Origin of the sequence: Vibrio sp. V43_P6S15P86 (assembly GCF_009904725.1) — a bacterium.
Taxonomy (GTDB): Bacteria; Pseudomonadota; Gammaproteobacteria; order Enterobacterales; family Vibrionaceae; genus Vibrio; species Vibrio diabolicus.
The window spans coordinates 1-23438 of record NZ_WXWT01000012.1 but is presented as its reverse complement, the minus strand read 5'-3'; the positions used below and the strand labels follow the sequence as shown (position 1 = coordinate 23438).

Below are 23438 nucleotides of genomic sequence, written 5' to 3'. Positions count from 1 at the left end.
CAATGAAAGGCAATACCAATGAAGCTGCTGATCTCCTAAAAGTAATGGCACATCCGGAAAGGCTAATGGTGTTGTGCCAACTGACCCAAGGTGAGGTTGGTGTTGGGGAGCTGCAAAAGAACTCGTTCCTTAGCCAATCCGCCTTTTCACAGCACTTGACGGTGCTTCGCAAACACAAATTGATCAAGGCTCGTAAGGCATCACAGCAAGTGTTTTATTCGTTGTCAGAACCGAGAGTTGAGTCATTAATCAAGGCGCTTCATAGCGTTTTCTGTAACTAATTCGTAGCTAAGATTTTAGAGGTAAATAATGTTAAACGTTATTCCATGGGAATCGTTGTTTGGTGGCATTTTGTTAGGGATCTCCGCCACTATATTGTTGTTGGTTAACGGGAAAATTGCCGGAATCAGTGGAATTATGAATGGCATTATGTCACCGAAAAAAGGCGATTATTCGTGGCGATTGCTTTTTGCGGTTGGAATGATAGCTGGTGGCTTGATTAGCGTTCTGATGTTGGGCGTTGCGGTTCCTAGTACCGCGAACCTTTCTTTAGGGATGGTGATTGCCGCTGGTTTATTGGTAGGAATCGGAACCAGACTGGGTAACGGATGTACTAGTGGGCACGGCATTTGTGGCATGGGCCGTTTGTCTAAGCGCTCTATTGTGGCGACCTGTGTATTTATGGCTGTCGCTGGCCTAACGGTATTCGTTCGACTTCACCTAGTTTAAGAGAGATTCCATGAACAAGACTATTTTTCGTTTTTCTGCTCTTTTGAGCGGTGTGTTATTCGGTATGGGCATGGCGGTGTCTGGTATGATCGACCCAGCTAAAGTCATTGGATTTTTAGATATTTCTGGCAGTTGGGATCCAAGTTTGGCTTTTGTGATGGGCGGCGCACTCGCGGTATTCATGCCAAGCTATTTTTTAATCATCAAGCCGAGAAAACAATCAGTTAGCGGTGAAGCGTTTTGCACACCAACCAATAAGAACATCGACGGACGTTTGTTATCTGGTGCGGCGATCTTTGGTTTAGGTTGGGGGTTGGCAGGTATTTGCCCTGGCCCTGCGGTTGCGAGTCTGGCATTAGGCAACGTGAGCATTGTGGTGTTCTTCCTTGCGATGTTACTTGGATCTCTGTTCGCGAAGGCGATCATTACTCACCGTAACGCGAAGAAGGTGAAAACCGCGAACGCCTAAACAATCAATCTGATATGGAGGGGAAAGGATGCCCGACAAACTAAAGCGAAGTTTTGTTCAGTCTGTGATGAACAGCTTTTTCCCTCCGATCATGATTTTACTCGCGCTTATGGTCGGTGCCGCGGCTTTGTGGTTGACTCCGAAAGAGGAAGACCCGCAAATCGTTGTGCCGATGGCTGATGTATTGGTTTCGGCTCCCGGACTAAGCGCTTCTCAAGTCGAAAATCAAATCACTGAACCATTAGAAAAGCTTGTTAGCCAAATTGACGGTGTGGAATACGTTTATTCTTCGTCAATGGAAGGTGCTGCGCAAGTCATCGTTCGTTTCTATGTCGGCGAAAACCGCGAAGATGCTTTGGTTAAGCTTTACAACAAACTCTATTCCAACCAAGACAAAGTTCCTCCTTCTGTCACTAACTGGCTTGTAAAGCCTGTTGAAATCGATGATGTACCCATTGTTGTTGCCGCAATTTATTCCACCGATCCAGACATTCTCGATCGCCATCAGTTGAGACGTATTGCAGACCAAGCCACGTTAGGCATTAAATCATTGGATGCCACCAACAAGGTGGAAGTGATTGGCGGTGAGCCGAGAAAAATCCAGATAGAGCTTGATTCCGTTGCGATGGCAAACTTCAAAGTAACCATCGATGACCTCGAACAGGCCATTCAGCTCAGTAATAGCAAAACCCAAGGCAAGAACGTTCGCGTAAACGGGCAAAATTACACATTGGAGTCGGGACGGTTTCTGACTAACGCCGAAGAGGTTGGCGACCTTGTTATCGCGGTGCTCAATGGCAAACCCGTTTATTTGAAAGATGTCGCGCGTATTTACGACGGTGAAGGTGAGGCAACATCCGATACTTGGTATCGCGATAAAAACCACGATGAAGCATACCCATCGGTGTTCATTTCTGTCGCTAAACAAAAAGGCTCGAACGCGGTTAACGTCGCTCAGTCTGTTCGGGATAAACTGGCGGCGCTTCAATCCGACCAGTTTCCTCCACAAGTTCAAGTTGCAGTCATTCGTGACTATGGCGAAACGGCGAATGCGAAAGTAAACAACTTGGTATCAAGCCTTGGCATCTCTATTCTAACGGTCGTGGTGTTTGTCGGTTTGTTCTTGAACTGGCGAAGCGCATTGGTGGTTGGTATCGCGATTCCGGTTAGCTATGGCGCCGCGCTCGGGATGGACTTGGCATTTGGCTATTCCATCAATCGAGTCACACTCTTTGCATTGATTTTGGCGCTAGGTTTGATCGTGGACGATCCGATCGCCAGTATCGACAACATTGAACGCTACCTCAAACGCAAAAATCTAACACGAACCAACGCGATTGTTCTCGCCATGGCAGAAATTCGTAGCGCCTTGTTAATGTCGACGGTCGCAATCGTGATCGTGTTTACGCCGATGTTTTTTATCACTGGGATGATGGGGCCTTACATGGCGCCATTGGCGTTCAACGTTCCGATCAGCGTTATCTTTAGTACCGTTGTCGCGTTTATGATCACGCCTTGGCTTGCCAAGAAGCTACTCAAAGGTGCTGAGGAAAACGGCCACTATGACATCCAATCTTCGCCGATGTATCGTTTTTATCGTGGTGTGTTGATTCCGCTACTTGAAAGCCGCAAGAAAGCGTGGCTTTTCCTTGGTTTGGTTGCTTTGTTGTTCGTCTTGGCAGCATTGTTGCCAGCACTTCGCTTAGTTCCACTCAAGTTGCTGCCTTATGACAATAAGAACGAGTTCCAATTGGTATTAAACATGCCAGAGTCTTCAAGCTTTGTGGATACCTCCAACGCGCTGTCGAGCTTTACGGACTATTTAATGATGGTGCCGGAAGTGACAAGTGTGTCGGGCTTTGCAGGCACCGCTTCCCCAATGGACTTCAACGGCATGGTGCGCCACTACTTTATGCGTAGCGAACCATACCAAGGCGAGCTTCGAGTCGTTCTTGCAGAGAAGAATCGCCGCTCAATGCAATCACACGAACTGGTGACACGACTCAGGGCGGACTTAGAACAGATTGCAGATAAGTTTGATGCTGACGTGCAGCTAGTCGAAGTGCCACCAGGCCCGCCTGTTATCGCCACCATTACGGCAGAAGTTTACGGTGATGAAGCGACGTCTTATGAAGATCTGATGATCCAAGCAGAGAAAGTCGCGGATAGGCTTCGCAAAGAACAGTTGGTTTCTGAGGTGGATACCAGCATCCAAGGTGATTTAGAAACGTGGCAATTCATCGTTGATCAAGAAAAAGCGGCGCTGTCTGGTGTTTCCGTTGCTGATATCAATAACACGCTTATTACCGCCGCGAACGCCAAAGTGCTCGGTTATATAGCCGATCCAAGAGAAGTGGACCCACTGCCTATCGAAGTGCAGCTCCGACGCGAAGACAGAGATAACCTGAATCAACTAGAGCAGCTTTATGTGCGAGGCCGTCCGGGCATTGCAAAAGTAGAATCCAATGGGGCGGTTGTGGATGCTCCTCAGCCTATCGTGCAGTTGTCTGAAGTCGGTCATTTTGTGAAACGCGCAGCGGACAAACCGATTTTCCATAAAAACCTCAAGCCTGTTGTGTATGTCTACGCTGAGGTAGTTGGGCGTGTCCCGGGTGAAGTGATTGCCGATGTGATGGCTGACCAAGATACAATTCACGCGAAAGAGGCGCATCGTCACTGGCAAGATCGCACGTACTTGAGCAATGGCGCTGGTGTCACTTGGAGCGTGCCAGACAACATCGGGGTGGTTTGGAGTGGCGAGGGGGAATGGAAAATCACAGTAGACGTATTCCGAGATTTAGGCATTGCTTATGGCGCTGCGCTGCTTGGCGTATTTGTGGTGATGTTGATTCAAACTGGTTTACCTGCGGTATCGGGCATCATCATGCTGGCGATACCCCTGACCGTGATTGGGATTATGCCGGGGTTCTGGATTTTGAATGTGTTAAGCAGTGACATCGGTAATTACCCGAACCCGGCGCTGTTCACGGCGACCGCGATGATCGGCATGATTGCGCTAGCAGGGATTGTGGTGCGTAACTCACTCGTTTTGATTGAATTTGTTCAGCAATCGCTGGCTGAAGGTCGTAGTTTACATGATGCGTTGATTGAATCTGGTGTTGTTCGTATGCGGCCAATATTGCTGACTGCGGGTACAACGTTACTGGGTAACGTCGTGATTACGTTAGACCCAATTTTTAACGGTTTGGCTTGGGCAATCATATTCGGTATTACCGCCTCGACCATCTTTACGCTGCTTGTGGTTCCGGTGGTTTATAACCTTGCATACCAAAACACCAAAGGACATGGATTACCTCAGATGGAGGAAGAGCAATGAAATTAGATACCAAATGGTTAGGCGTGATTCTGTTTGCCATACTCGCGCTTCTTTTTCTCTATATGGCTGGATTTTTTACAGAAAAGTTGCCGACCGAACATGACGCGAAAACTAACCAGATTGATGTAAATAATGCAGAGACACATCAACTGATGTTAACCAGCGAACCGGTTGTTCGAGAGTTTCCGGGCGTCGTCGTTGCAGAGCAGCACGCCGATATCGCGGCACGGTTAACGGCATCGGTGATGGAGGTATTGGTGAAGGTTGGCGATAGGGTGAAGCAAGGAGACGTGTTGGCGCGGCTAGAAAGCGATGATCTCGACGCGCGAGTTCGTCAAAGTGAGCAGGCTTTATCCTCTGCACAAGCGCAGCTCAATGCGGCGAGAAAGGAGTTTTCTCGTGTCAGAGCGCTTTTAAACAAAAAACTGATCCCTCAATCGCAATTTGACCAAGCGGAAAGTGCGTTGCAAACCGCACAAGCCAACTTCAATAAAGCTCAGGCGGCGGTCTCTGAGGCGGAAACGACCTTTGGCTACAGTATCATTACTGCACCGTTTGATGGCTTGATCACGCAAAAGCCCATCAACAAAGGTGATACCGCGACGCCGGGGGCTTTGCTTTTATCAATGTACAATCCAAACTCGTTAGAAATAGAGGTGAACTTTGCTGAGTCTGTCATGCCTTATGTGACTTATGATAAAGAAGTGGACGTTGTTTTTCCGTCTTACAATCTCAATGCGCAAGCGGCTGTAAAAGAAGTGACGCCGTCGGCAGATGCCAACTCGCGTAGTTATACCGTAAAGCTTCAATTTGAGCCGCTAACGGCTATCTATCCAGGTACATACGCCAAAGTCGCGTTGACCTTGACCGACGATGTTGTACTTCGCGTGCCAAAAGAGGCGGTTTACCAAGTTGGCCAATTGGACTACGTAAAAGTGGTGCAAGACAGCGGTGAGGTAGAAACTCGGCTTATTCAGCTTGGAGAGTTGGGGAGAGTGCGAACGGGGTTGAAGCAGGGTGACGTCGTACTGCTGAATCCAAGAGCGCTTTGATAGAACGGTTTCTTTTGTTAACTAGTTACTATCTAACAAACAACATAAAACAGCCCAGCATGATGCTGGGCTGTTTTGTTCGTTCAGTTAAGCGTTACCGTTGCGTTTACAGGACAATGGTCACTCAGTTTGTAATCCAAAACATCTTGTGAGCTGAACAGCGTTTGATGTGCGTTTTTCGCTTTTATTTGCGGGCTAACAATAATGTGATCAATCAAAGAGCGGAATTGGTGTGTTTTTCTTGGGTTCTTATTTGAGCGAACCTTGCAATCCGCTTTGGTATCTCGCGTTACCAATTGTGCATCGTTACCAAGCGTCATGATCGCCCACAACCAATCACGTTGATACGACAAGTTGTGATTGAAATCGCCCATTACGGCGTACTGCTCTTTTTTCTTTTCTCTCTCGCTCATCCACTTAGCAAGTGCTTCTCCTTGTTGGCTCAGTGTTTGGCAATTGCGGTTGTTTTTGTATGCTCCGCTGCATCCAGCTTTTAAATGCACAGAGAGCAGGTGAAGCTCGTCCTTTTGGTTTGGGTTAACGACGATGTAGCTGGCAAAGCGCAACTTGCTATTACCACGCGTGATCGCGAAGTCTGCTGGGTCAGACACTTCAATGTCTTTGCGTGCAGCAAAACCGGTGTACTGGTTGGTATCAGAAAACTGAAGGTGCTTATTGTTTGATTGAGCTCGATCAGAGAGGTAAATCGCGTAGCCATCTCCTACGGCTTTTTGAACGGCGGCTTTGGAGTCGACCTCTTGAAAGGCGATGATGTCGGCTTGAGTTTTATCCACATATTGGTTGAGTTTGACGAAATCGTCACTGGTTCTAGAAACCTTACCTCCATTTATAGACAGCCATTCTATATTCCAACTGGTTAAGTTGATGGAGTTTTGAGCAAGTGACGTTGAACTAAAAATTAATAAGGCAGTAACAAATAGTGATCGCATATTGGCTTGTTTCACTCCTGGATTTTAGCGTATTCCTTTCCAACCTTTATCCTATAAGCGCTCTAAAAAAAGCAAGTAGATTTCGTACCAATTTTGCAATTTTCATGGTTTTCTTCTCAACTGAGATCAGTACCAATAAGATCGATTTGTTCTTGTCCGCTAGCCGATCTTTATTGATCAAAATCAATGTTTTCAAGTGGTGCTTTTCGTTAAATACGCCACAATATATTGTGTTAGCAGAATAAAAAATAACCCCATATAGTGTGTTTGTGGATAACTCTGTGAGTATGCTGGGGTAAGGAGAAGAAAGTGAAACCAATCGTAATCAAGCGTGACGGCTCAAGAGCTCCGTTCAACAGGGATCGTATCCAAGCAGCAGTTGAAGCGGCAGCGGAAAACAAAGATAAAGATGTCGCCATTTATGCTCTTAATGTCGCTCTTGCTGTCGAGTTACAGCTAAAAGATCACGATGAAGTTCACATCCATGAGATCCAAGACTTAGTCGAGAATGAGCTCATGCAAGGCCCTTACAAAGCCCTAGCACGTTCTTACATTGAATACCGACATGACCGCGACATCGCTCGTGAAAAGCAAAGTGCACTAACTCGTGAAATCGAGGGTTTGATTGAAGAAAGTAACCTTGATTTGATCAACGAAAACGCGAACAAAGACGGCAAAGTTATCCCAACTCAGCGTGACTTGTTGGCTGGGATTGTGGCGAAGCACTACGCGAAAACGCACATCCTGCCTCGTGATGTGGTTCAAGCACACGAAGTGGGTGACATTCACTACCACGATCTGGATTACGCCCCATTCTTCCCGATGTTTAACTGTATGCTTATCGATTTGAAAGGCATGCTAACGCACGGCTTCAAAATGGGTAATGCAGAAATCGATACGCCTAAATCGATTTCAACTGCGACTGCCGTAACGGCGCAAATTATTGCTCAAGTGGCTAGCCATATTTATGGCGGTACAACTATCAACCGTATTGACGAAGTGTTAGAACCTTACGTCATCACGAGCTATGAAAAGCATTTAGAAATCGCGAAAGAGTGGAACATTGCTGAGCCAGAAGAGTTTGCTAAAGCGCGCACAGAGAAAGAGTGTTACGACGCATTCCAATCTCTGGAATACGAAGTAAACACATTGCACACGGCGAATGGGCAAACCCCATTCGTAACGTTTGGTTTTGGTCTTGGTACAAGCTGGGCGTCTCGTCTTATTCAGCAATCGATTTTGAAAAACCGTATCGCTGGTCTTGGCAAAAACCGTAAAACCGCCGTATTCCCTAAATTGGTGTTCGGTATTAAAGACGGTCTAAACCACAAATCAGAAGATCCAAACTACGACATCAAGCAACTTGCGCTTGAGTGCGCGTCTAAGCGTATGTACCCAGACATTCTTAACTACGACAAAGTCGTGGAAGTAACGGGTTCATTCAAAACACCTATGGGTTGTCGTAGCTTCCTAGGTACTTACGAAGAGAATGGCGAACTTATCCATGAAGGTCGTAACAACCTTGGTGTAGTTAGCTTGAACTTGCCACGTATCGCGCTTCGCGCAAAAGGCAGCGAAGCGAAGTTCTATGAACTGCTTGATGATCGTCTACGTCTTGCTCGTAAAGCACTAGAAACACGTATTTCTCGTCTAGAGAACGTAAAAGCGCGCGTTGCACCAATTCTATATATGGAAGGTGCATGTGGTGTGCGCTTGAAAGCGGACGATTCGATTGCAGAAATCTTCAAAAACGGCCGTGCATCAATTTCTCTAGGTTACATTGGCGTGCATGAAACTATCAACGCGTTGTTTGGTACTGAAGCGCACGTTTACGATGATGCCGTATTGCGTGAAAAAGCGGTCGCGATCATCAAACATCTAAAAGATGCGGTGAATCAATGGGCTGACGAAACTGGCTATGGCTTTAGCTTGTACGCAACACCAAGTGAAAACCTATGTAGTCGTTTCTGCCGCATCGACACCAAAGAGTTTGGTTTGATTGAAGGCGTAACAGACAAAGGTTACTACACCAACAGCTTCCACTTGGATGTTGAGAAGAAGGTTAACCCTTACGACAAGATCGACTTCGAGATGCCTTACCCAGAAATCTCAAGCGGTGGCTTCATCTGTTACGGTGAATTCCCGAACATGCAACGTAACGTAGAAGCGCTAGAAAACGTGTGGGACTACAGTTACACCCGCGTTCCTTACTACGGAACCAACACTCCGATTGATGAGTGTTACGAATGTGGTTACACCGGCGAGTTTGAATGTACAAGCAAAGGCTTTACTTGCCCAAGTTGTGGCAACCACGATTCAACCAAAGTATCGGTGACACGTCGCGTATGTGGCTACTTGGGCAGCCCAGATGCACGTCCGTTTAACTTCGGCAAACAAGAAGAAGTTAAACGTCGAGTGAAACACCTATAAGGTTAATTACCACTCGATTCAACACTTTGAAAATCAACCTGCTTTAGGTTGATTTTCTTTTTCGCGATAACAAAGAGACGCATTATGAACTACCACCAATATTATCCAATTGACGTTGTTAACGGACCGGGTACACGCTGCACATTGTTTGTGTCGGGCTGTGTACATCAGTGTCGTGGCTGTTATAACCAGTCGACGCAACGCTTGGATTCGGGAGTGTTGTTCACGCAAGAAGCGGAAGACAAGATCATCAATGACTTGAATGACACGCGCATTAAGCGTCGCGGTTTATCGTTGTCGGGCGGAGATCCGCTTCATCCTGCTAATGTGCCTCATATTTTAAAGATCGTGAAAAGGGTGAGAGAAGAGTGTCCCGGTAAAGACATCTGGGTTTGGACAGGCTACACGCTGGCTGAACTGGATGACGCGCAAAGAGAAGTGGTGCAATACATCGATGTTTTGATTGATGGTAAGTTTGAACAAGACAAGAAAGACCTCAATCTCGAATGGCGTGGCAGTTCAAACCAAATCATTCATCGCTTTACGGATATTTAATCAAGCATTCTCCAAACATAAAAAGGGCTCACACGTGTATCACGGGTGAGCCTTTTGGTGTGAGTTCGTTAGTGTATTTCCAGTTACGCTGTCACCGTTTGGTCATCCTCGACCATATTATTTATCCAACATTTAGATTGGATACGATAAGTCGTCAGTACGCCTTTCACAAATTCTTCAGCTAGCAGAGACATCAAGACAAAATACAAAGGCAACCCGAGTACCATACCAGTGTAATAGGTAAGGGGAATACCAATAGCCCACTGACCAAACGTATCAATAAAAATGCTGTAGCGAATATCTGCGCCGCTCTTTAGTACGCCGCCAATCCCTACCATGTTAAACACTCTCAAAATCATACCCAGCGCCATGACTAAGCATACGTTGAGTGCCATTTCTGCATCGGTTAATGGGCTCAGTACTAATAGATGATGAATCAAAGGCGAGCTCAACCACACTAGGAAAAACAATAAGGTGGCTAAGATTGCGCTGGTTAACACATACCACCACGCTGTTTTCTCGACCCGATCATAATGTTTTGCGCCAATATCATTCCCAAGAAGAACGGATGCAGCGACCGCAAATCCCATAAAGGTTGAAATCAGTACACCTTCAATCGGTGATAAGAATGAGATGATCGCAAGTTCTGAAACGCCCAATTGACCATAGATGATGCTGTAAACGATCAGTCCACCAGTCCAGAGCGCATCGTGGACTAGCATGGGTAGAGAAACCTTAAAGTATTTTTGACGATACTGCTTTAAACGGCCTTGCGCCCAATCGAACTTGGTCGGAATAAGGTATGCGTAGCGTTTACAGAAAAAGTAAATCAACACTGCCGTTTGGAAAAATCGAGAAACAAAGCTGCCAACGGCTGCACCAAATACGCCCCATTGAGGGAAGCCGAATAAACCGAAAATCAAAACATAATTAAGCACGACGTTCACGACAATCGCGGAGATACTAACGTTGGTTGCCATTTTGGTTTGGCCTACGGAGCGCAATACCGCTTCTATTGGCACCACTATCGCGGTTGCAATGAGGCTAAAGCCCGTAATCACAAGATAATCACGCGCATAAGTGACGTATTCAGGATCGTCTGACATGAAAGAGACGATCTCTTCATCAAAAATCGCATAAAGAACGATAAACGGCAGCGTCACCAAAATTGAAATAAACCAAGATTGCGCCAACGTTCTGCGAATTCCGGCTAGGTTTCCTGAGCCGTAGTATTGAGAAGCAAGTATGGTAACTGCACCGCACAGGCCAAAGACAACCGCTAGGTTGAAGAAAAAGATACGATTTCCAACACCAACTGCAGCCGTTGCGGATTCGCCGAGTTGGCTCACCATGAAAATATCCACGACGCCGAGTAACGCAAAAAGCATGGATTGAAGTGAAACAGGAAGGCCAATCGCAATCAGCTTTTGCCAAAATGCTTTATCGATGTATTCACGTGTTAAGAGCATCGCATTTCTCCTTAAAGATTAATGCGAGTAGTTTATCCCTATGATTTGGCGGTGTATTTTTCAAAGGCATCCAAAACCTTTGTAAAACTCTCCACTAGTGTATATGTGAGCCAATAAATCATGGAAGATAAACAAGAACGCTACGCGATTTCAGAAAAAACCTATCAAGAGTTTATTGATCACAGTCGAGTACTGGCATTGGAGGAGAGAGGCATTGTGCAGTGCGGAATTGCAACCTGTCGTGACTTCTTCTCTGTTTATCGTAAAAACCAAAAAAAACACATGCTGCTTTACACCGTGCGCGGTAAAGGTTGGTTAGAAAGTGGGGCGTGTCGATATGATTTGGAGCCTGGCTCGTTGATCACGGTGCCTGCAGGTGTTGAAAACGGTTTTGGTATGGAAGAGGAACCCTGGCAGATCGCATGGCTTTTTCTTACTCCTGATAGAGCATGGCCAATGATAGAAAGTAATATTAGTTACCAGCTCACATCTGCACCTGAGGTGATGTATGCGTGTATCCAAACGTTGTTACGCAGTATTAATCTTCCTATTGATTATGGTGGTGCGGTTGGTGCACATAGCGTGGCTCAGTTAGAGCTGATGTTAAACATGCCGCCCTCAGAGTCGATATCACGCAGCCAATTGAGGCTTCGGCGCGTATTCGATCTTGTCCAGCGTCAGCTGCATAAGGATTGGAGTGTCGAGCAAGTGGCAGCTTTATATCCATGTTCGGAGCCACATTTGCACCGTCTGACTCAAAAGCAGTTTGGTCGAAGCCCGATGGCACATTTAACACGTATGCGCATGGAATATGCTGCTAGGCTGCTTCGTTCAACAGAATGGCCGATTCAACATATTGGAGAGATTGTCGGGTACCCAACCAGCGCAAACTTTAGTACGCGCTTCAAAGCGTGGTCGAGCATGACGCCAAGAGAGTTTAGAAAAAACGGTAGAGTGGATTGGTACGACGAGGAGTGAATCGTTCTTTTTATAACCGATAGAGCGCACAAAACTTATCGTAACCCAGAATTTTGTTCTCTAATTGATGAAATAAGTGAAAAATCATTTCGCCATTTTTTGCGATGGTGTTAACGTGAGGTTCGGTACTTGAATTTCAAAGGGTTATGACTTTCATGTTTTCTAATCTCCCAACTCCCGTATTAGATCCTATTTTATCTCTATCCGTTGCATACCGTAACGATGACCGTCCAAACAAGGTTGACCTTGGTATTGGCGTCTATAAGAACAGCGCAGGCGAAACGCCGATCATGAAAGCCATTCAAATGGCGCAGGATGTCGTTGTTGAAACTCAAAAAACCAAATCTTACGTTGGTCTTGCGGGTTGCGAAGAATTTAATAAAAGCATGATCGATTTGCTACTGACGGGAACGTCAGCAATGGATCGTGTTGCTGCCATTCAAACGCCAGGTGCAAGTGGTGCGCTGCGTATGTTAGGTGACCTAATGAAGGTCGCACAGCCAGATACGACGGTTTGGATTTCAAACCCTAGCTACGTAAACCATAAACCAGTGATGGAAGCGGCAGGTCTTAAAGTTAAGTTCTACCATTACTTTTCTCCAGAAACGAAACAAGTAGACACAGCAAAAATGATGGATGATCTTGCGAAAGCAGGGCCTTCCGATGTTGTATTGCTGCATGGTTGCTGTCACAATCCAACAGGCGCAGATATCGATTTTTCTGCTTGGCAAGCCATTACGGAATTGTCACAGAAGAACGGTTTCACCCCATTTGTTGATATTGCCTACCAAGGCTTTGGTGATGGCTTAGAGGAAGACGCAAAAGGGCTTCGCTTCATGGCAGATAACGTTGAAGAGATGTTAATAACGACGTCATGTTCGAAGAACTTTGGCCTATATCGCGAGCGCACAGGTGCGGCGATTGTCGTTGGTAAGAACATGCAAGACGTGACGAATGCAAAAGGCAAGTTACTGACGTTAGCGCGTTCTACTTACACGATGCCACCCGATCATGGAGCGGCTTTGGTTAAGACGATTCTTCAAGATGACAACCTGACTTCCGTTTGGAAGCAAGAGTTGAGTGAAATGCAACATCGTTTGGTTAGTCTTCGTCAAAGTTTGTGTAACGAATTGAGAAACAACCATAATACCGATCAATTTGACTTCATTGAGGGTCACAAAGGCATGTTTACTGTGCTAGGCTTTAGTGAAAACCAAATGGCGCAACTGCGTGGAGATTATGGCATTTATGGTGTTGGCGATGGTCGAATTAACATCGCTGGACTTACCGAAACTCATATTCCATACGTAGCGGACGCAATTAAGAAAGTATCTCAAGCTTAATTGGAGTGTGGATGAAAAACTGGAAACTGATTCTGCCGCTTATGATGAGCGGCAGTTTAATTGCTTGTACGTCAACTCAAACGACGCCGGAACCTGTTGAGCCTGAGTCGCCGAAGGTCGAAGAACCTGTCAAAGTAGAGCCAGAAGTGAAACCAAAGGTCGATCCAACGCCTGAGGTGGAGCCTAAGCCTGAAGTAAAACCTGAGAAAAAGCCCGAGCCAAAACCGACAAAACCAGCCAAAGTGACAAAGACACCAGACGGCATGTTGATTCTTGGTTCTGAAGAGTGGGTTTACGTTCCTGAAATTGATCAAACCTTCAAAGCTAGGGTTGATACAGGGGCGACAACATCATCAATTAGCGCGACAGACATTGTTCCGTTTGAGCGTGATGGTAAAGATTGGGTTCAGTTTAAGATCGACTTGGGCGATAAAGAAACTAAAGAGTTTAAAGTACCTGTAGAGCGCTGGGCTAAAATCAAGCAGTCATCGTCAGAAGAGGTGGATAAACGAGCGGTAGTAAAAGCGTATATTACCGTCGGTGACCACAAAGAAAAGACAGAGTTTACGTTAGCTGAGCGTGGGCATATGAAGTTTCCAATTTTACTTGGTCGAAGCTTTTTTAGAGATATCGCCGTTGTGGATGTATCGAAAAAGTATGTCCAAGATAAACCTAAAAAATCCGGCAAAAATTAATGCCTTATTACTAGTTCCGGCTAACAATCGGTACTTAACAAAAATGGCCTCCGAAACCGGAGGCCATTTTTATTGAATCACACACTTGTTAATGCAGTTGCTTAGTTACTTAATTAAAATGCAAAACGAGCAGACATCACAATTTGTTGGCCATAGACACCATTATTTTTGAAATCCGCGCCAAGTGATAGTTGCTGAGTAGAGTGGAATCTTGCGCCAAAATTATAAACGGTATTGGAATCGTCGTTATCCATTATTTGACCGATACGGGCATGTAGCTCAACATTTTGCATGAACCAAATACGAGTACCAATATTCACCTCAGTGCGCCACTCGTCACCCACTTTATCACTGCCGTTTTCTTTAATGTTGTGTACCAACATTTGGCCATAAATATCCGCAAATTGGCCTGCTGGGCCGTTAAAGCCAATACCACCAGCAATGTCCCAGTCTCCGCTAAACTCACTGTCTGCGCGAGCAATGAAGTGGGTGTTTTCTGTAAAGTAGGTATTGAACTCGCCACCAAATGTACCAGGGCTAGTGCCCATGCGAAATTCCATCGTGTTGTAGTTGAAATTATTTGCATGTGCGGAAAGTGGCAAAACAGCGCACAAACCAAAGGCTGCAACCTTTAGAGCTTTACCTCGCATGGTGTCTCCGGGCAAGATGATTAAAATGAACAAAAAAATGGTCTGCAAAAAGCAGACCAAGATTGATAAAGCTATCATTTTAAGTGCTTGCCGTCACCATTTAGCTGTAATGCTCACCACATCATGCTGATATCCAAAGCAATCGGGGTTGTTTTACATGATCACCAGTTGCTCGACTTCAATTTCTGGCTTATTTCCGCCTTCAAATTCACCAAACAGACGGACTTTAGTCGTGTGATCAATCGGAGTGTTTAGCTGAATATCGTCATCGAATTCCACCATCACTTCACCGGAGCCGTCGCTAAAGACAAACTTATCCGCGCGAACTTGACGTAATAAGTTACCTTCAACGACTACATCTTTTTCAGTAAACATATTGGAGTCGTTTAGCAAGGCGTCCAATTTTTCCACAGTGACAGGACCATTAAATTGCAAGTTTGATTGGTTTTGAGCGTGATCTTTCGCGAATGCGATAGAAGGAGCAATAACTAAGGCGGCGATTGTTGCGATAATTGTATTCTTTTTCATGTTACATCCTCATCGGTTTGTTTTGATGGGTTCATTAAAACAGAGCTTGTTTGAACCAATGATGATTTCAACATTCATATTCTATTCATTTGCTTGAGTAAGTGGGGACGATGACGTTATGATTGCTCATCTTCCTCCATTCCTTACAAATGTTCATGAAATCAGCGATCCCATCTTTAATGGTTCAAGGCACCACTTCGGATGCCGGAAAAAGTGTCCTTGTGGCAGGTTTATGCCGTGTATTAGCGAGAAGAGGGATAAACGTTGCCCCATTTAAGCCACAAAATATGGCACTAAATAGTGCAGTAACCAGAGATGGCGGTGAAATAGGTCGAGCTCAGGCAGTTCAGGCACAGGCGTGTAATATTGAGCCAACCGTGCATATGAATCCGGTTTTGATTAAACCTAACAGTGATACAGGTGCTCAGATCATTTTGCAGGGCAAGGCAATTTCAAATATGGATGCGGCTGGCTTTCATGATTACAAGAAAGTTGCGATGGATACGGTGTTAGATTCCTTCTCTCGTCTGACTCAAGAATTTGATTCGATCATGATCGAGGGTGCAGGGAGTCCTGCTGAAATCAATTTACGTGAAGGCGATATCGCGAACATGGGTTTTGCGGAGGCCGCTGATGTTCCGGTGATCATTGTTGCTGATATTGATCGTGGTGGTGTATTTGCGCATTTGTACGGAACACTCGCGTTACTTTCTGAATCTGAACAAGCGCGAGTAAAAGGATTTGTTATCAACCGTTTTCGAGGTGATATTCGTTTATTGCAATCGGGCCTCGACTGGCTAGAAGAAAAAACAGGCAAACCTGTACTCGGCGTGCTTCCTTTTCTTCATGGTTTGAATTTAGAAGCAGAAGACGCGATCACCGCGCAGCAAGAGTTGCACTCTGAGGTAAAACTGAATGTCGTTGTGCCTGTTTTAACCCGGATTAGTAATCATACTGATTTTGATGTGTTGCGATTGAATCCCGACATCAATCTACGTTATGTAGGCAAAGGCGAGAAAATAGATAAAGCCGACCTTGTTATTTTGCCTGGGACCAAATCAGTTAGAGACGACTTAGAGTATCTAAGAAGCCAAGGGTGGGATAAAGATATCTTACGTCATATTCGTCTTGGTGGAAAAGTGATTGGTATCTGCGGTGGCTACCAGATGCTTGGAAGCTTGATTGATGATCCAAATGGCGTCGAAGGCCAGCCGGGTCAAAGCGAAGGGCTTGGCTTATTAGACATCACCACGACGCTAACTAACAGCAAACAGCTTACAAATACTCAAGCACAGCTTTCTCTTAATGGCAAAACAGCCAATGTAAAGGGTTATGAAATCCACGTAGGAAAAAGTGAAGTGCAGGGCGTTCAACCTCTTACATTGAGTACCGGTGAAGCAGAGGGGGCTATCAGCAAGTGTGGCCAAATCATGGGAACATACCTTCACGGGTTCTTTGATGAGGCAGATGTCTTAAGCCTGGTGTCAGAGTGGGTAAACGGCACTCAAATCAAACAACAAGACTTTGAAGAGTTAAAGGAACAAGGAATTAATCGTATTGCAGATGCGATAGAACAACATATGAACCTTGATTTTTTGTTTAAATAGCACATTAACTGATTGAACTTTCTACCCAAATAACCAGTTCTTTCGCTTGCCTTGTATTGGAGTTTCTCTATGAAAGCATGGAAAACGCATGCTTGCCTCGCGGCAATATTAAGCATTTCATTTTCAGCTAACGCAGCTACGAACCTCAAAGTGTATGCGGCGTCTTCGATGACGAATGCGATCGACGAAATCGCACAAAACTTTGAAGAAAAGTATGACGTTTCTATCACTCCCGTTTATGGTGGTTCTTCTTCTATCGCTCGACAAATTATCAACGGCGCACCAGCGGATATATTTATTTCTGCGAATACAAAATGGATGGATTATTTGGTCGATAAAGACGTTATTTCTCGTGACAATGTCACAAGCTTGGTGCGCAATAGCTTAGTGTTGATTGCTCCTCAGTCTTCAGAATTAACCTCATTTAACTTCTCTGATGCAACAGCATGGGAAAAGGCATTGCATGGAAATCGCCTTGCGTTAGGCAATCCGACGTCAGTGCCTGCTGGTATGTACGCGAAAGAATCACTGACTACACTGGGTGTATGGAAAGAGATCCAAACTCAAATCGCACCAGCAAAGAATGTGCGCCTAGCTTTGGCGTTGGTTGAACGTGGGGAAGCACCTTTAGGCGTGGTCTACAAAACCGATGCGCAGTTAACCGACAAAGTCAAAATTGTTGGTGAATTTGCGAGTGATACGCATGCGGCTATTGTTTACCCGGCTGCAATTGTGAATGATTCTACTGAGTCCGAGCAGTTCTTCCAGTACCTAAAATCGGACGAAGCCGCACGCGTTTTTGCTCAATATGGCTTTCAGCAATAAACCGGCTTTCAATCATAGGAACAAAGCGTGACAGAACTGGAATACCAAGCCTTAATGTTAAGCCTCAAAGTGGGCGCGTACGCAGTACTTTGGCTCATTCCTCTCGGCGTTTTTCTTGCTTGGCTACTTTCTCGAAAAACGTTCTTCGGTAAATCGATCCTCGATAGCTTAATTCATTTACCACTGGTATTGCCGCCAGTGGTTATCGGCTATTTGTTGTTGATTTCTCTTGGGCGGCAAGGGTTTCTTGGAAAGTGGCTCTATGAACATGTAGGGCTAGTCTTTAGCTTTAATTGGAAAGGAGCAGTAGTCGCTTGTATTGTGGTGGCCTTGCCTTTGATGGTTCGGTCTGTGCGGTTAAGTTTAGAGAACGTTGACCCTAAACTGGAACATGCCGCTTCAACGTTAGGCGCTTCTCCTTTAAAAGTTTTTCTCACCATTACGTTACCACTGACCATTCCCGGAATTATTACTGGGACGATGCTGTCCTTTGCTCGTAGTCTTGGTGAGTTCGGGGCGACGATCAGTTTCGTCTCTAACATTCCGGGAGAGACCCAAACGATTCCACTGGCAATGTACAACTTTATTGAAACGCCAGGCGCGGAAATGCAGGCGGCTCGCCTATGCATCATTTCTATCGTGCTAGCTTTGTCTACATTAATGATCTCTGAATGGCTAAATCGCAAAGCGGCAAGTCGATTGGGTGCGAAGTAATGACGATTAAAGTTCAATTTAAACAAATGCTTGGTGATACTGATTTCGATATTAAACTTGAGTTACCTTGTAACGGAATTAGCGCTTTGTTTGGGCGATCTGGTGCGGGAAAAACCACGTTAATTAATATCATCAGCGGATTAGTTGCACCAAAGCAGGGACATGTTGCGATTGGTGATCACGTTTTGTTTGATAGTGAACAGGGGGTCAACTTACCAACACACAAGCGCGGCATTGGTTACGTGTTTCAGGATTCACGTTTATTTCCTCACTATTCGGTTCAAGGCAATTTGTTGTATGGCGTTAAAGAAAAAGATGACGAGTACTTTGATGCAGTCACCGAACTCTTGTCTATCAAACCGTTACTAAAGCGCTTCCCGATCTCACTGTCTGGTGGTGAAAAGCAACGTGTTGCGATTGCGCGCGCATTACTATCAAAACCCAACTTGCTTTTGATGGATGAACCACTTGCGTCGCTTGATATGCCGAGAAAACGTGAGGTGATGCCATTTCTGGAGGAATTGTCGGATAAGGTTAATATTCCGATTATCTATGTCACGCATAGCCTGCAGGAGATCTTAAGGCTCGCTCAACACCTCGCTATTATCGATCAAGGTAAAATTACGAGTTCAGGTAAGCTTGAAGACGTGTGGGCTTCTCATGCGATGCGTCCATGGCAGTCTTTCTCGGATCAAAGCAGCTTATTTGAAGGCCGAATTGCTGAGCATCATGAGCGCTATGCGCTGACTTGTGTCAGCCTTGCACCCAATGCATCACTATGGGTGCAAAAGATTGATGGTGAGCCAGAGACGCCAATTCGCTTACAAGTGCGTGCCAACGACGTTTCTATTACGCTAGAGCAACCTAAGGCGACTTCTATTCGAAATATCCTGCCTGCGACGGTCGATTCAATCGAGGTGTTTAACGCGGCTGATGATAAACAGAGTATTAATGTATCGTTAAAGCTAGATGAGGGATGTTATTTGTGGGCAACGATAACACCTTGGGCGCTTGATGATCTCGACTTAAAGGCAGGTGATATTGTATTCGCACAAATTAAAGGTGTCAGTGTCACGCAAAAAGACGTGGCATTAGCGCCGCATTAATCATTTAAAGCTACGCACGCTTAATGATCAAAAAAGGCCGCAAACGCGGCCTTTATTTTGTCGGAAAAACGTTATTTTGCGAACACTTCTTTGAATTCGCGTTTAAGAAGTGGGTCGCGACGTGCTTTCTTAAGTTGCTTAACCATGTCTTTCACGCAGTTGTGAAGCACATTATCAAGTAATTGAGCGCGGTATTCTTCTTTATCTTCATCTGTCATGTTTTCTGGCAGATTAAGAGTAGGGAATTCTTCCATCACGTTGATACCAGCAAATGCTTGGCCAACAGAAACTAGAGCATGAAATTGCTCGAAGTTATCTAGAATGTTCTGAGCACTTGCAGGCATTTCGTCCCAAGACTCACGCACTGCTTCTTCAGACACTTCATGGATAGAGGTAACCATTTCGAACATTTGCTCTGGAACTTCGTCAAACTCAATAACTTTACGTAGTTCAGGAGAAATAGTTGCTAGATCGATTTTTTTGCTTTCGCTGTTAGTTGCTTCTGACATGGTGTGTCTCTCATTACAAAAAGGCGGGAATATTAATACCAAATGCATCAAATAGCTATACCCATGTGTCCGCAAGATGACCAGAACACGTGAGTTTGTTGAACTAACGTTCGTTGGTCATGTTTTGGTAGGGCAATTCTCAGTGTAACCGTTATAGACAATTGATTCCGTGATATTTAAACAAAAATATAGCACTTAATTATGAGTCGAATGCAACAACTCTATGAGTATGGTATATGTTTAATAAAGACAAAATAAGAAATGGAACGCGTTATGCAACCGACAGGGACATCAATGCGAATCCTTCTGGTTGACGATGTTCAGCTAGATAGGATGCAGTTGGCTATTCGTCTTAAGCAACTTGGACATATTGTAAAAGCGGTGGGTAGTGGGCTAGAAGCACTAAACACCTACGAGAGTTTTGATCCTGAACTGGTATTACTCGATATATCGATGCCAGATATGAACGGTTTTGAAGTCTCTCTTCATATCAGAGAAACCTTTCCCGATTGGATCCCAATAATTTTCCTGAGCAGTCACGAAGAGCCAGAAATGATTGCAAAAGCCATAGAGGCCGGCGGTGATGATTATTTAATTAAACCCGTAGATAAACTCGTACTGAACTCTAAGCTTATCGCAATGCAGCGTATTGCCCATATGAGACGAGAGCTTAAACAAGCGACAGCTCAATTGGAGAAAGTGAATCAACTTTTGACCCAGCAAGCGAATGAAGATGGCTTAACCAAACTCTATAACCGTCGTTATATCGATCATAAGTTAGAATCGATGGTTGCATGGCATGGCCGTCACAACATGCCAATGGCTTTGATTTTATTGGACGTCGATTTTTTCAAACCGTTTAATGATAATTATGGTCATATAGAAGGAGATCGTTGCTTGCAAGCCATTGCGAACCAACTTAAAGCAACATTTTGTCGCTCTGGCGAATACGTAGGGCGTTATGGCGGAGAAGAGTTTGTGGTGTTACTGGGTTGCACAGACGCCCAAACTGCAGAGAGAGAAGCAGAACGTATACAAGAGGCCATGTATTTTCTGGATTACCCACATGAGTATTCTAGCGTGTCCAATAGGGTGACAGTGTCACAGGGTGTTTTTGTTTTTCAACCAACGGGAAAAGAGCAGCAGTCTGATTTGTATGCGACGGTGGATAGAGCGTTGTATACCTCAAAATCTTTAGGAAGAAATACACATACGGTGGTAAATGCAAGTTGAAACAAGCTGTTATCAATAGTTACGCCTTAGCTACACTGTCACTTTTTTCATTATGTTCTAAGGCTAATTCGATTCAAGATCAGATACAAAAAGAGTATGAAAGGAACTTTGCTATTGGGATCGTTCTGTCAGATAGCGATGTCTTTACGGTAGGATTTCATGATTTCGATCCGAACGAATACTTCAACATAGATAACGAAGACATTGGTACTCAAGATTCGGTTGATCTCAGAAAGAAGATCGCAGTATCAACGCTACCATTTAGTTTTGATTTGTTTGAACAAGAGGGAATGCGAACTCACTACCTATTGAATGGCCGAGTTTATGCCTTAAGTACAGAGCAAGATGTGTATGTAGACCAAAAAGGACAGATTCCAGATAAAAGTAAAGAGTTAGTCATGGGCGGATATATTGAGTTTGCTGGAGAAAAATACCTCACTGATAAGCTAACGCTTAGTGGCGCAATCGGCTCACACTTAATGTACTATCAAAACGATTATAGTTATCGTAGTAATGCACTGAATGACCTAAAACCATTTCTAGAAGGTGTATACCTAAACACCAGTGCTTGGGCCGTTGTCGGAGAAGTCAACACAAAGCTTAAATACCTAGAGCATGAATCGTGGGGGAAATGGTACCTCTGGTCGGCTCCTCACTATTTTTATGGCACTGGCTGGGGTAAAGCAAATAATGGTGATATTGGCAATCCGGAAGGCTGGTATTGGGTCAATGGAATAAAGGTGTTTTATGATTTTACCCACATCGGAGATACTGTGCAGTCAGTGTATTCGAGCTTCAATCGAGTTGATATTGGTGGTGATACAAGAAAACCCATGAATACTGTGCACTACTACGAAGCCAGTGTTGGATGGTTAATGACACCACCATTTGACTCCGATTGGATAGATAATATCGGGATCGGATTAACGATCAATTATGGCAGTGCGTTAAAAGGAGGAAGCTTAGTCTTGTTCTTTAATCAAGATTAGTCAGCTAACTTTCGCTCTGGGGTATTAATGAAGCCTCACGCAATTGCGTCCAGCTTTTTTCGCTTTGTAAAGCGCTTCGTCCGCTAACTTAATCACGTCCTGAGGTGCTTGCCCATTTCTGCTGTCGGCCGCTCCGAAACTTGCGGTAACATAGACCGACTTTCTCCTCGAACTGTCGTTACCACGCTTTTTTTGGCCTTGTTTATGGTTATCTGGGCGGGATTCTTCATCACGTAAAATCATCTCATACTCTGCGATGGATTTACGTGCTTCTTCTAAAAACTCTTTACACTCACCTGCGTACTTGCCTTTAAAGACGATGGTAAATTCTTCTCCGCCAAACCGGTATACTTTTGCGCCACCGGGAGTTTTAGTTAGACACGAAGCGACCATTTTTAATACGTCATCACCCGTATCGTGACCGTAGGTATCGTTAAACTTTTTAAAGTGGTCAACATCAAGCATTGCGATCGTGAACTTTTTGCCCATGTGTTTTAAGTCAAGGTCGAGTGCGCGTCTACTCGGGATACGCGTTAAGCTATCTGTGAAAGCCAACTGATGGCTCGCAGAGGCTGCATAAATAATGATAAGCAACCCCGTTAGCGTAAACATGGTGCTAGATATGTATTGCACATCAAAGAAAATGAACGTCGCGGACGCCAGCACCATTGCAGAGTAGGTCATCGCATGGATGATTTCATTCTTCTTTAAAACAAGAATTCCGAGGAAGCAGACAATACCCACACAATATAAAACTAGAATAAAAGGTAGTTTAGAAACCGTAGGTACGATAAATAAAATGCCGCTTGTCCATTGTTCAAACCCACCTTCAACGTAATACGCTAACGTAAGGTAAGACCAAAGAACGAACATCGTTAACATCAAGAGGTAAGTAAACATGGCTCTTGAGTCGAAACCGTCTTTACTAAACAAAAATACCGCAAGAAATGAAACAGGAAGTAGCGTGGCTAAAATGGTCAGCTCAAGTAAGGCTGTACCACTTTGAAGTGGGACTTGTAGCCTGTGCTGTATCACGAAATAGGCCAGTAACATCGCTAAGCAAACCATTGACTCCCGACCTTGCTTAAATGAATAGCAAAGGAGCAGTGCACAGCCTAACAGTATGTACGGCAAATTTGCGGCAATACCCCAGTTTGACTGAGTCATCTGAATGATGTTGTTCATGCTCGAACTCACTAATCCCAGCAACATAAATGGGAAAAGGAACCTAAAGCCTGATGAAGTCATTGATGATGAGGACATCTATTAC

At 44.8% G+C, this 23438-nt stretch carries 22 protein-coding genes; 16 read left to right on the top strand and 6 right to left on the bottom strand.

The genetic code is table 11. The features are described from left to right. Window positions 1-2 precede the first annotated feature (2 nt). Genes CAG69_RS00835 through CAG69_RS00815 form a run of 5 tightly spaced genes read left to right on the top strand, consistent with a single transcriptional unit; the run spans window position 3 to window position 5587 of the window. Window positions 3-281 (top strand): ArsR/SmtB family transcription factor, encoded by a 279-nt coding sequence (locus CAG69_RS00835; RefSeq protein WP_161442238.1) that lies wholly within the window; start codon window positions 3-5, stop codon window positions 279-281. Between the two features lie 28 nt (window positions 282-309). Then, a complete protein-coding gene (locus CAG69_RS00830) occupies window positions 310-729 on the top strand; it encodes a YeeE/YedE family protein (RefSeq protein ID WP_005394547.1) in 420 nt (139 codons plus the stop codon). A gap of 10 nt (window positions 730-739) precedes the next feature. After that, the gene (locus tag CAG69_RS00825) at window positions 740-1198 is read left to right on the top strand and encodes a YeeE/YedE family protein (RefSeq protein WP_012842252.1); all 459 of its coding nucleotides are present in this window, start codon (window positions 740-742) and stop codon (window positions 1196-1198) included. Between the two features lie 28 nt (window positions 1199-1226). Beyond that, window positions 1227-4535 (top strand): efflux RND transporter permease subunit, encoded by a 3309-nt coding sequence (locus CAG69_RS00820; protein ID WP_161442236.1) that lies wholly within the window; start codon window positions 1227-1229, stop codon window positions 4533-4535. Beyond that, entirely contained in the window at window positions 4532-5587 is a 1056-nt protein-coding gene (locus CAG69_RS00815; RefSeq protein WP_025546211.1) for an efflux RND transporter periplasmic adaptor subunit, read from the top strand. The genes CAG69_RS00820 and CAG69_RS00815 overlap by 4 nt, the downstream gene beginning before the upstream one ends. An 83-nt stretch (window positions 5588-5670) precedes the next feature. On the opposite strand, the gene CAG69_RS00810 is transcribed toward CAG69_RS00815, so the two are convergent. Continuing rightward, complete coding sequence (locus CAG69_RS00810; RefSeq protein ID WP_161442234.1) at window positions 5671-6537, bottom strand: endonuclease/exonuclease/phosphatase family protein; 867 nt, start codon at window positions 6535-6537, stop codon at window positions 5671-5673. 309 nt (window positions 6538-6846) lie between these two features. Between CAG69_RS00810 and nrdD the strand changes: the two genes are divergently transcribed. Together nrdD and nrdG are read left to right on the top strand one after the other, a co-directional pair. Beyond that, window positions 6847-8967, top strand: a complete 2121-nt coding sequence (gene nrdD / locus CAG69_RS00805) for an anaerobic ribonucleoside-triphosphate reductase (RefSeq protein ID WP_161442232.1) — start codon at window positions 6847-6849, stop codon at window positions 8965-8967. An 84-nt stretch (window positions 8968-9051) separates the two neighbouring features. Then, window positions 9052-9522: an anaerobic ribonucleoside-triphosphate reductase-activating protein gene (gene nrdG, locus CAG69_RS00800; protein ID WP_005394529.1), complete on the top strand. Its 471-nt coding sequence runs from the start codon at window positions 9052-9054 to the stop codon at window positions 9520-9522. A gap of 83 nt (window positions 9523-9605) precedes the next feature. Here nrdG and CAG69_RS00795 read toward each other — a convergent pair whose 3' ends face one another. Next, on the bottom strand, window positions 9606-10991 hold the full coding sequence (locus tag CAG69_RS00795; RefSeq protein WP_161442230.1) for an MATE family efflux transporter: 1386 nt from the start codon (window positions 10989-10991) through the stop codon (window positions 9606-9608). Window positions 10992-11111: 120 nt separating this feature from the next. Between CAG69_RS00795 and CAG69_RS00790 the strand changes: the two genes are divergently transcribed. The 3 genes from CAG69_RS00790 (at window position 11112) to CAG69_RS00780 (ending at window position 14007) form a co-directional block, all read left to right on the top strand. Beyond that, window positions 11112-11969, top strand: a complete 858-nt coding sequence (locus CAG69_RS00790; RefSeq protein WP_161442229.1) for an AraC family transcriptional regulator — start codon at window positions 11112-11114, stop codon at window positions 11967-11969. 155 nt (window positions 11970-12124) lie between these two features. After that, window positions 12125-13312, top strand: coding sequence for an amino acid aminotransferase (locus CAG69_RS00785; protein WP_161442227.1), 1188 nt, complete (start codon window positions 12125-12127; stop codon window positions 13310-13312). An 11-nt stretch (window positions 13313-13323) separates the two neighbouring features. Beyond that, a complete protein-coding gene (locus CAG69_RS00780) occupies window positions 13324-14007 on the top strand; it encodes an ATP-dependent zinc protease family protein (protein ID WP_134645678.1) in 684 nt (227 codons plus the stop codon). Between the two features lie 113 nt (window positions 14008-14120). Here CAG69_RS00780 and CAG69_RS00775 read toward each other — a convergent pair whose 3' ends face one another. Then, the gene (locus CAG69_RS00775; protein ID WP_161442225.1) at window positions 14121-14657 is read right to left on the bottom strand and encodes a hypothetical protein; all 537 of its coding nucleotides are present in this window, start codon (window positions 14655-14657) and stop codon (window positions 14121-14123) included. Between the two features lie 153 nt (window positions 14658-14810). Next, window positions 14811-15185: a YgiW/YdeI family stress tolerance OB fold protein gene (locus tag CAG69_RS00770; RefSeq protein WP_085343791.1), complete on the bottom strand. Its 375-nt coding sequence runs from the start codon at window positions 15183-15185 to the stop codon at window positions 14811-14813. A 155-nt stretch (window positions 15186-15340) separates the two neighbouring features. Here CAG69_RS00770 and CAG69_RS00765 point away from each other — a divergent pair, with 155 nt between their 5' ends. The 4 genes from CAG69_RS00765 (at window position 15341) to modC (ending at window position 19437) form a co-directional block, all read left to right on the top strand. After that, entirely contained in the window at window positions 15341-16792 is a 1452-nt protein-coding gene (locus tag CAG69_RS00765; protein WP_161442223.1) for a cobyric acid synthase, read from the top strand. A 69-nt stretch (window positions 16793-16861) separates the two neighbouring features. Then, a complete protein-coding gene (gene modA / locus CAG69_RS00760; RefSeq protein WP_145535103.1) occupies window positions 16862-17617 on the top strand; it encodes a molybdate ABC transporter substrate-binding protein in 756 nt (251 codons plus the stop codon). 27 nt (window positions 17618-17644) lie between these two features. Then, window positions 17645-18331 carry a molybdate ABC transporter permease subunit gene (gene modB, locus CAG69_RS00755; protein ID WP_150916537.1) on the top strand — a complete coding sequence of 229 codons (687 nt, stop codon included), beginning with the start codon at window positions 17645-17647 and terminating at the stop codon, window positions 18329-18331. Then, window positions 18331-19437, top strand: coding sequence for a molybdenum ABC transporter ATP-binding protein ModC (gene modC, locus CAG69_RS00750; protein WP_161442221.1), 1107 nt, complete (start codon window positions 18331-18333; stop codon window positions 19435-19437). The genes modB and modC overlap by 1 nt, the downstream gene beginning before the upstream one ends. A gap of 71 nt (window positions 19438-19508) precedes the next feature. Here the strand turns inward: modC and CAG69_RS00745 are convergent, their stop codons facing one another. Then, complete coding sequence (locus CAG69_RS00745; protein ID WP_005394495.1) at window positions 19509-19946, bottom strand: DUF3069 domain-containing protein; 438 nt, start codon at window positions 19944-19946, stop codon at window positions 19509-19511. Window positions 19947-20219: 273 nt separating this feature from the next. On the opposite strand from CAG69_RS00745, the gene CAG69_RS00740 reads away from it, so the two are divergent. Together CAG69_RS00740 and CAG69_RS00735 are read left to right on the top strand one after the other, a co-directional pair. Beyond that, the gene (locus CAG69_RS00740; protein ID WP_012842266.1) at window positions 20220-21179 is read left to right on the top strand and encodes a GGDEF domain-containing response regulator; all 960 of its coding nucleotides are present in this window, start codon (window positions 20220-20222) and stop codon (window positions 21177-21179) included. Continuing rightward, on the top strand, window positions 21176-22168 hold the full coding sequence (locus tag CAG69_RS00735; protein WP_161442219.1) for a Solitary outer membrane autotransporter beta-barrel domain: 993 nt from the start codon (window positions 21176-21178) through the stop codon (window positions 22166-22168). The genes CAG69_RS00740 and CAG69_RS00735 overlap by 4 nt, the downstream gene beginning before the upstream one ends. 24 nt (window positions 22169-22192) lie before the next feature. On the opposite strand, the gene CAG69_RS00730 is transcribed toward CAG69_RS00735, so the two are convergent. Beyond that, window positions 22193-23431 carry a GGDEF domain-containing protein gene (locus CAG69_RS00730; RefSeq protein WP_161442217.1) on the bottom strand — a complete coding sequence of 413 codons (1239 nt, stop codon included), beginning with the start codon at window positions 23429-23431 and terminating at the stop codon, window positions 22193-22195. Window positions 23432-23438 lie beyond the last annotated feature (7 nt).

What these genes read in the sequence shown, in the direction of transcription:
- CAG69_RS00785 (WP_161442227.1), top strand. Translation starts at nt 12,125, where the DNA reads ATGTTTTCTAATCTCCCAACTCCCGTATTAGATCCTATTTTATCTCTA.
- CAG69_RS00765 (WP_161442223.1), top strand. Translation starts at nt 15,341, where the DNA reads ATGAAATCAGCGATCCCATCTTTAATGGTTCAAGGCACCACTTCGGAT.
- CAG69_RS00810 (WP_161442234.1), bottom strand. Translation starts at nt 6,537, where the DNA reads ATGCGATCACTATTTGTTACTGCCTTATTAATTTTTAGTTCAACGTCA.
- CAG69_RS00775 (WP_161442225.1), bottom strand. Translation starts at nt 14,657, where the DNA reads ATGCGAGGTAAAGCTCTAAAGGTTGCAGCCTTTGGTTTGTGCGCTGTT.
- CAG69_RS00790 (WP_161442229.1), top strand. Translation starts at nt 11,112, where the DNA reads ATGGAAGATAAACAAGAACGCTACGCGATTTCAGAAAAAACCTATCAA.
- CAG69_RS00825 (WP_012842252.1), top strand. Translation starts at nt 740, where the DNA reads ATGAACAAGACTATTTTTCGTTTTTCTGCTCTTTTGAGCGGTGTGTTA.
- CAG69_RS00795 (WP_161442230.1), bottom strand. Translation starts at nt 10,991, where the DNA reads ATGCTCTTAACACGTGAATACATCGATAAAGCATTTTGGCAAAAGCTG.
- modC (WP_161442221.1), top strand. Translation starts at nt 18,331, where the DNA reads ATGACGATTAAAGTTCAATTTAAACAAATGCTTGGTGATACTGATTTC.
- CAG69_RS00730 (WP_161442217.1), bottom strand. Translation starts at nt 23,431, where the DNA reads ATGTCCTCATCATCAATGACTTCATCAGGCTTTAGGTTCCTTTTCCCA.
- CAG69_RS00830 (WP_005394547.1), top strand. Translation starts at nt 310, where the DNA reads ATGTTAAACGTTATTCCATGGGAATCGTTGTTTGGTGGCATTTTGTTA.
- CAG69_RS00770 (WP_085343791.1), bottom strand. Translation starts at nt 15,185, where the DNA reads ATGAAAAAGAATACAATTATCGCAACAATCGCCGCCTTAGTTATTGCT.
- CAG69_RS00745 (WP_005394495.1), bottom strand. Translation starts at nt 19,946, where the DNA reads ATGTCAGAAGCAACTAACAGCGAAAGCAAAAAAATCGATCTAGCAACT.
- CAG69_RS00780 (WP_134645678.1), top strand. Translation starts at nt 13,324, where the DNA reads ATGAAAAACTGGAAACTGATTCTGCCGCTTATGATGAGCGGCAGTTTA.
- CAG69_RS00835 (WP_161442238.1), top strand. Translation starts at nt 3, where the DNA reads ATGAAAGGCAATACCAATGAAGCTGCTGATCTCCTAAAAGTAATGGCA.
- CAG69_RS00740 (WP_012842266.1), top strand. Translation starts at nt 20,220, where the DNA reads ATGCAACCGACAGGGACATCAATGCGAATCCTTCTGGTTGACGATGTT.
- CAG69_RS00815 (WP_025546211.1), top strand. Translation starts at nt 4,532, where the DNA reads ATGAAATTAGATACCAAATGGTTAGGCGTGATTCTGTTTGCCATACTC.
- CAG69_RS00820 (WP_161442236.1), top strand. Translation starts at nt 1,227, where the DNA reads ATGCCCGACAAACTAAAGCGAAGTTTTGTTCAGTCTGTGATGAACAGC.
- nrdG (WP_005394529.1), top strand. Translation starts at nt 9,052, where the DNA reads ATGAACTACCACCAATATTATCCAATTGACGTTGTTAACGGACCGGGT.
- modA (WP_145535103.1), top strand. Translation starts at nt 16,862, where the DNA reads ATGAAAGCATGGAAAACGCATGCTTGCCTCGCGGCAATATTAAGCATT.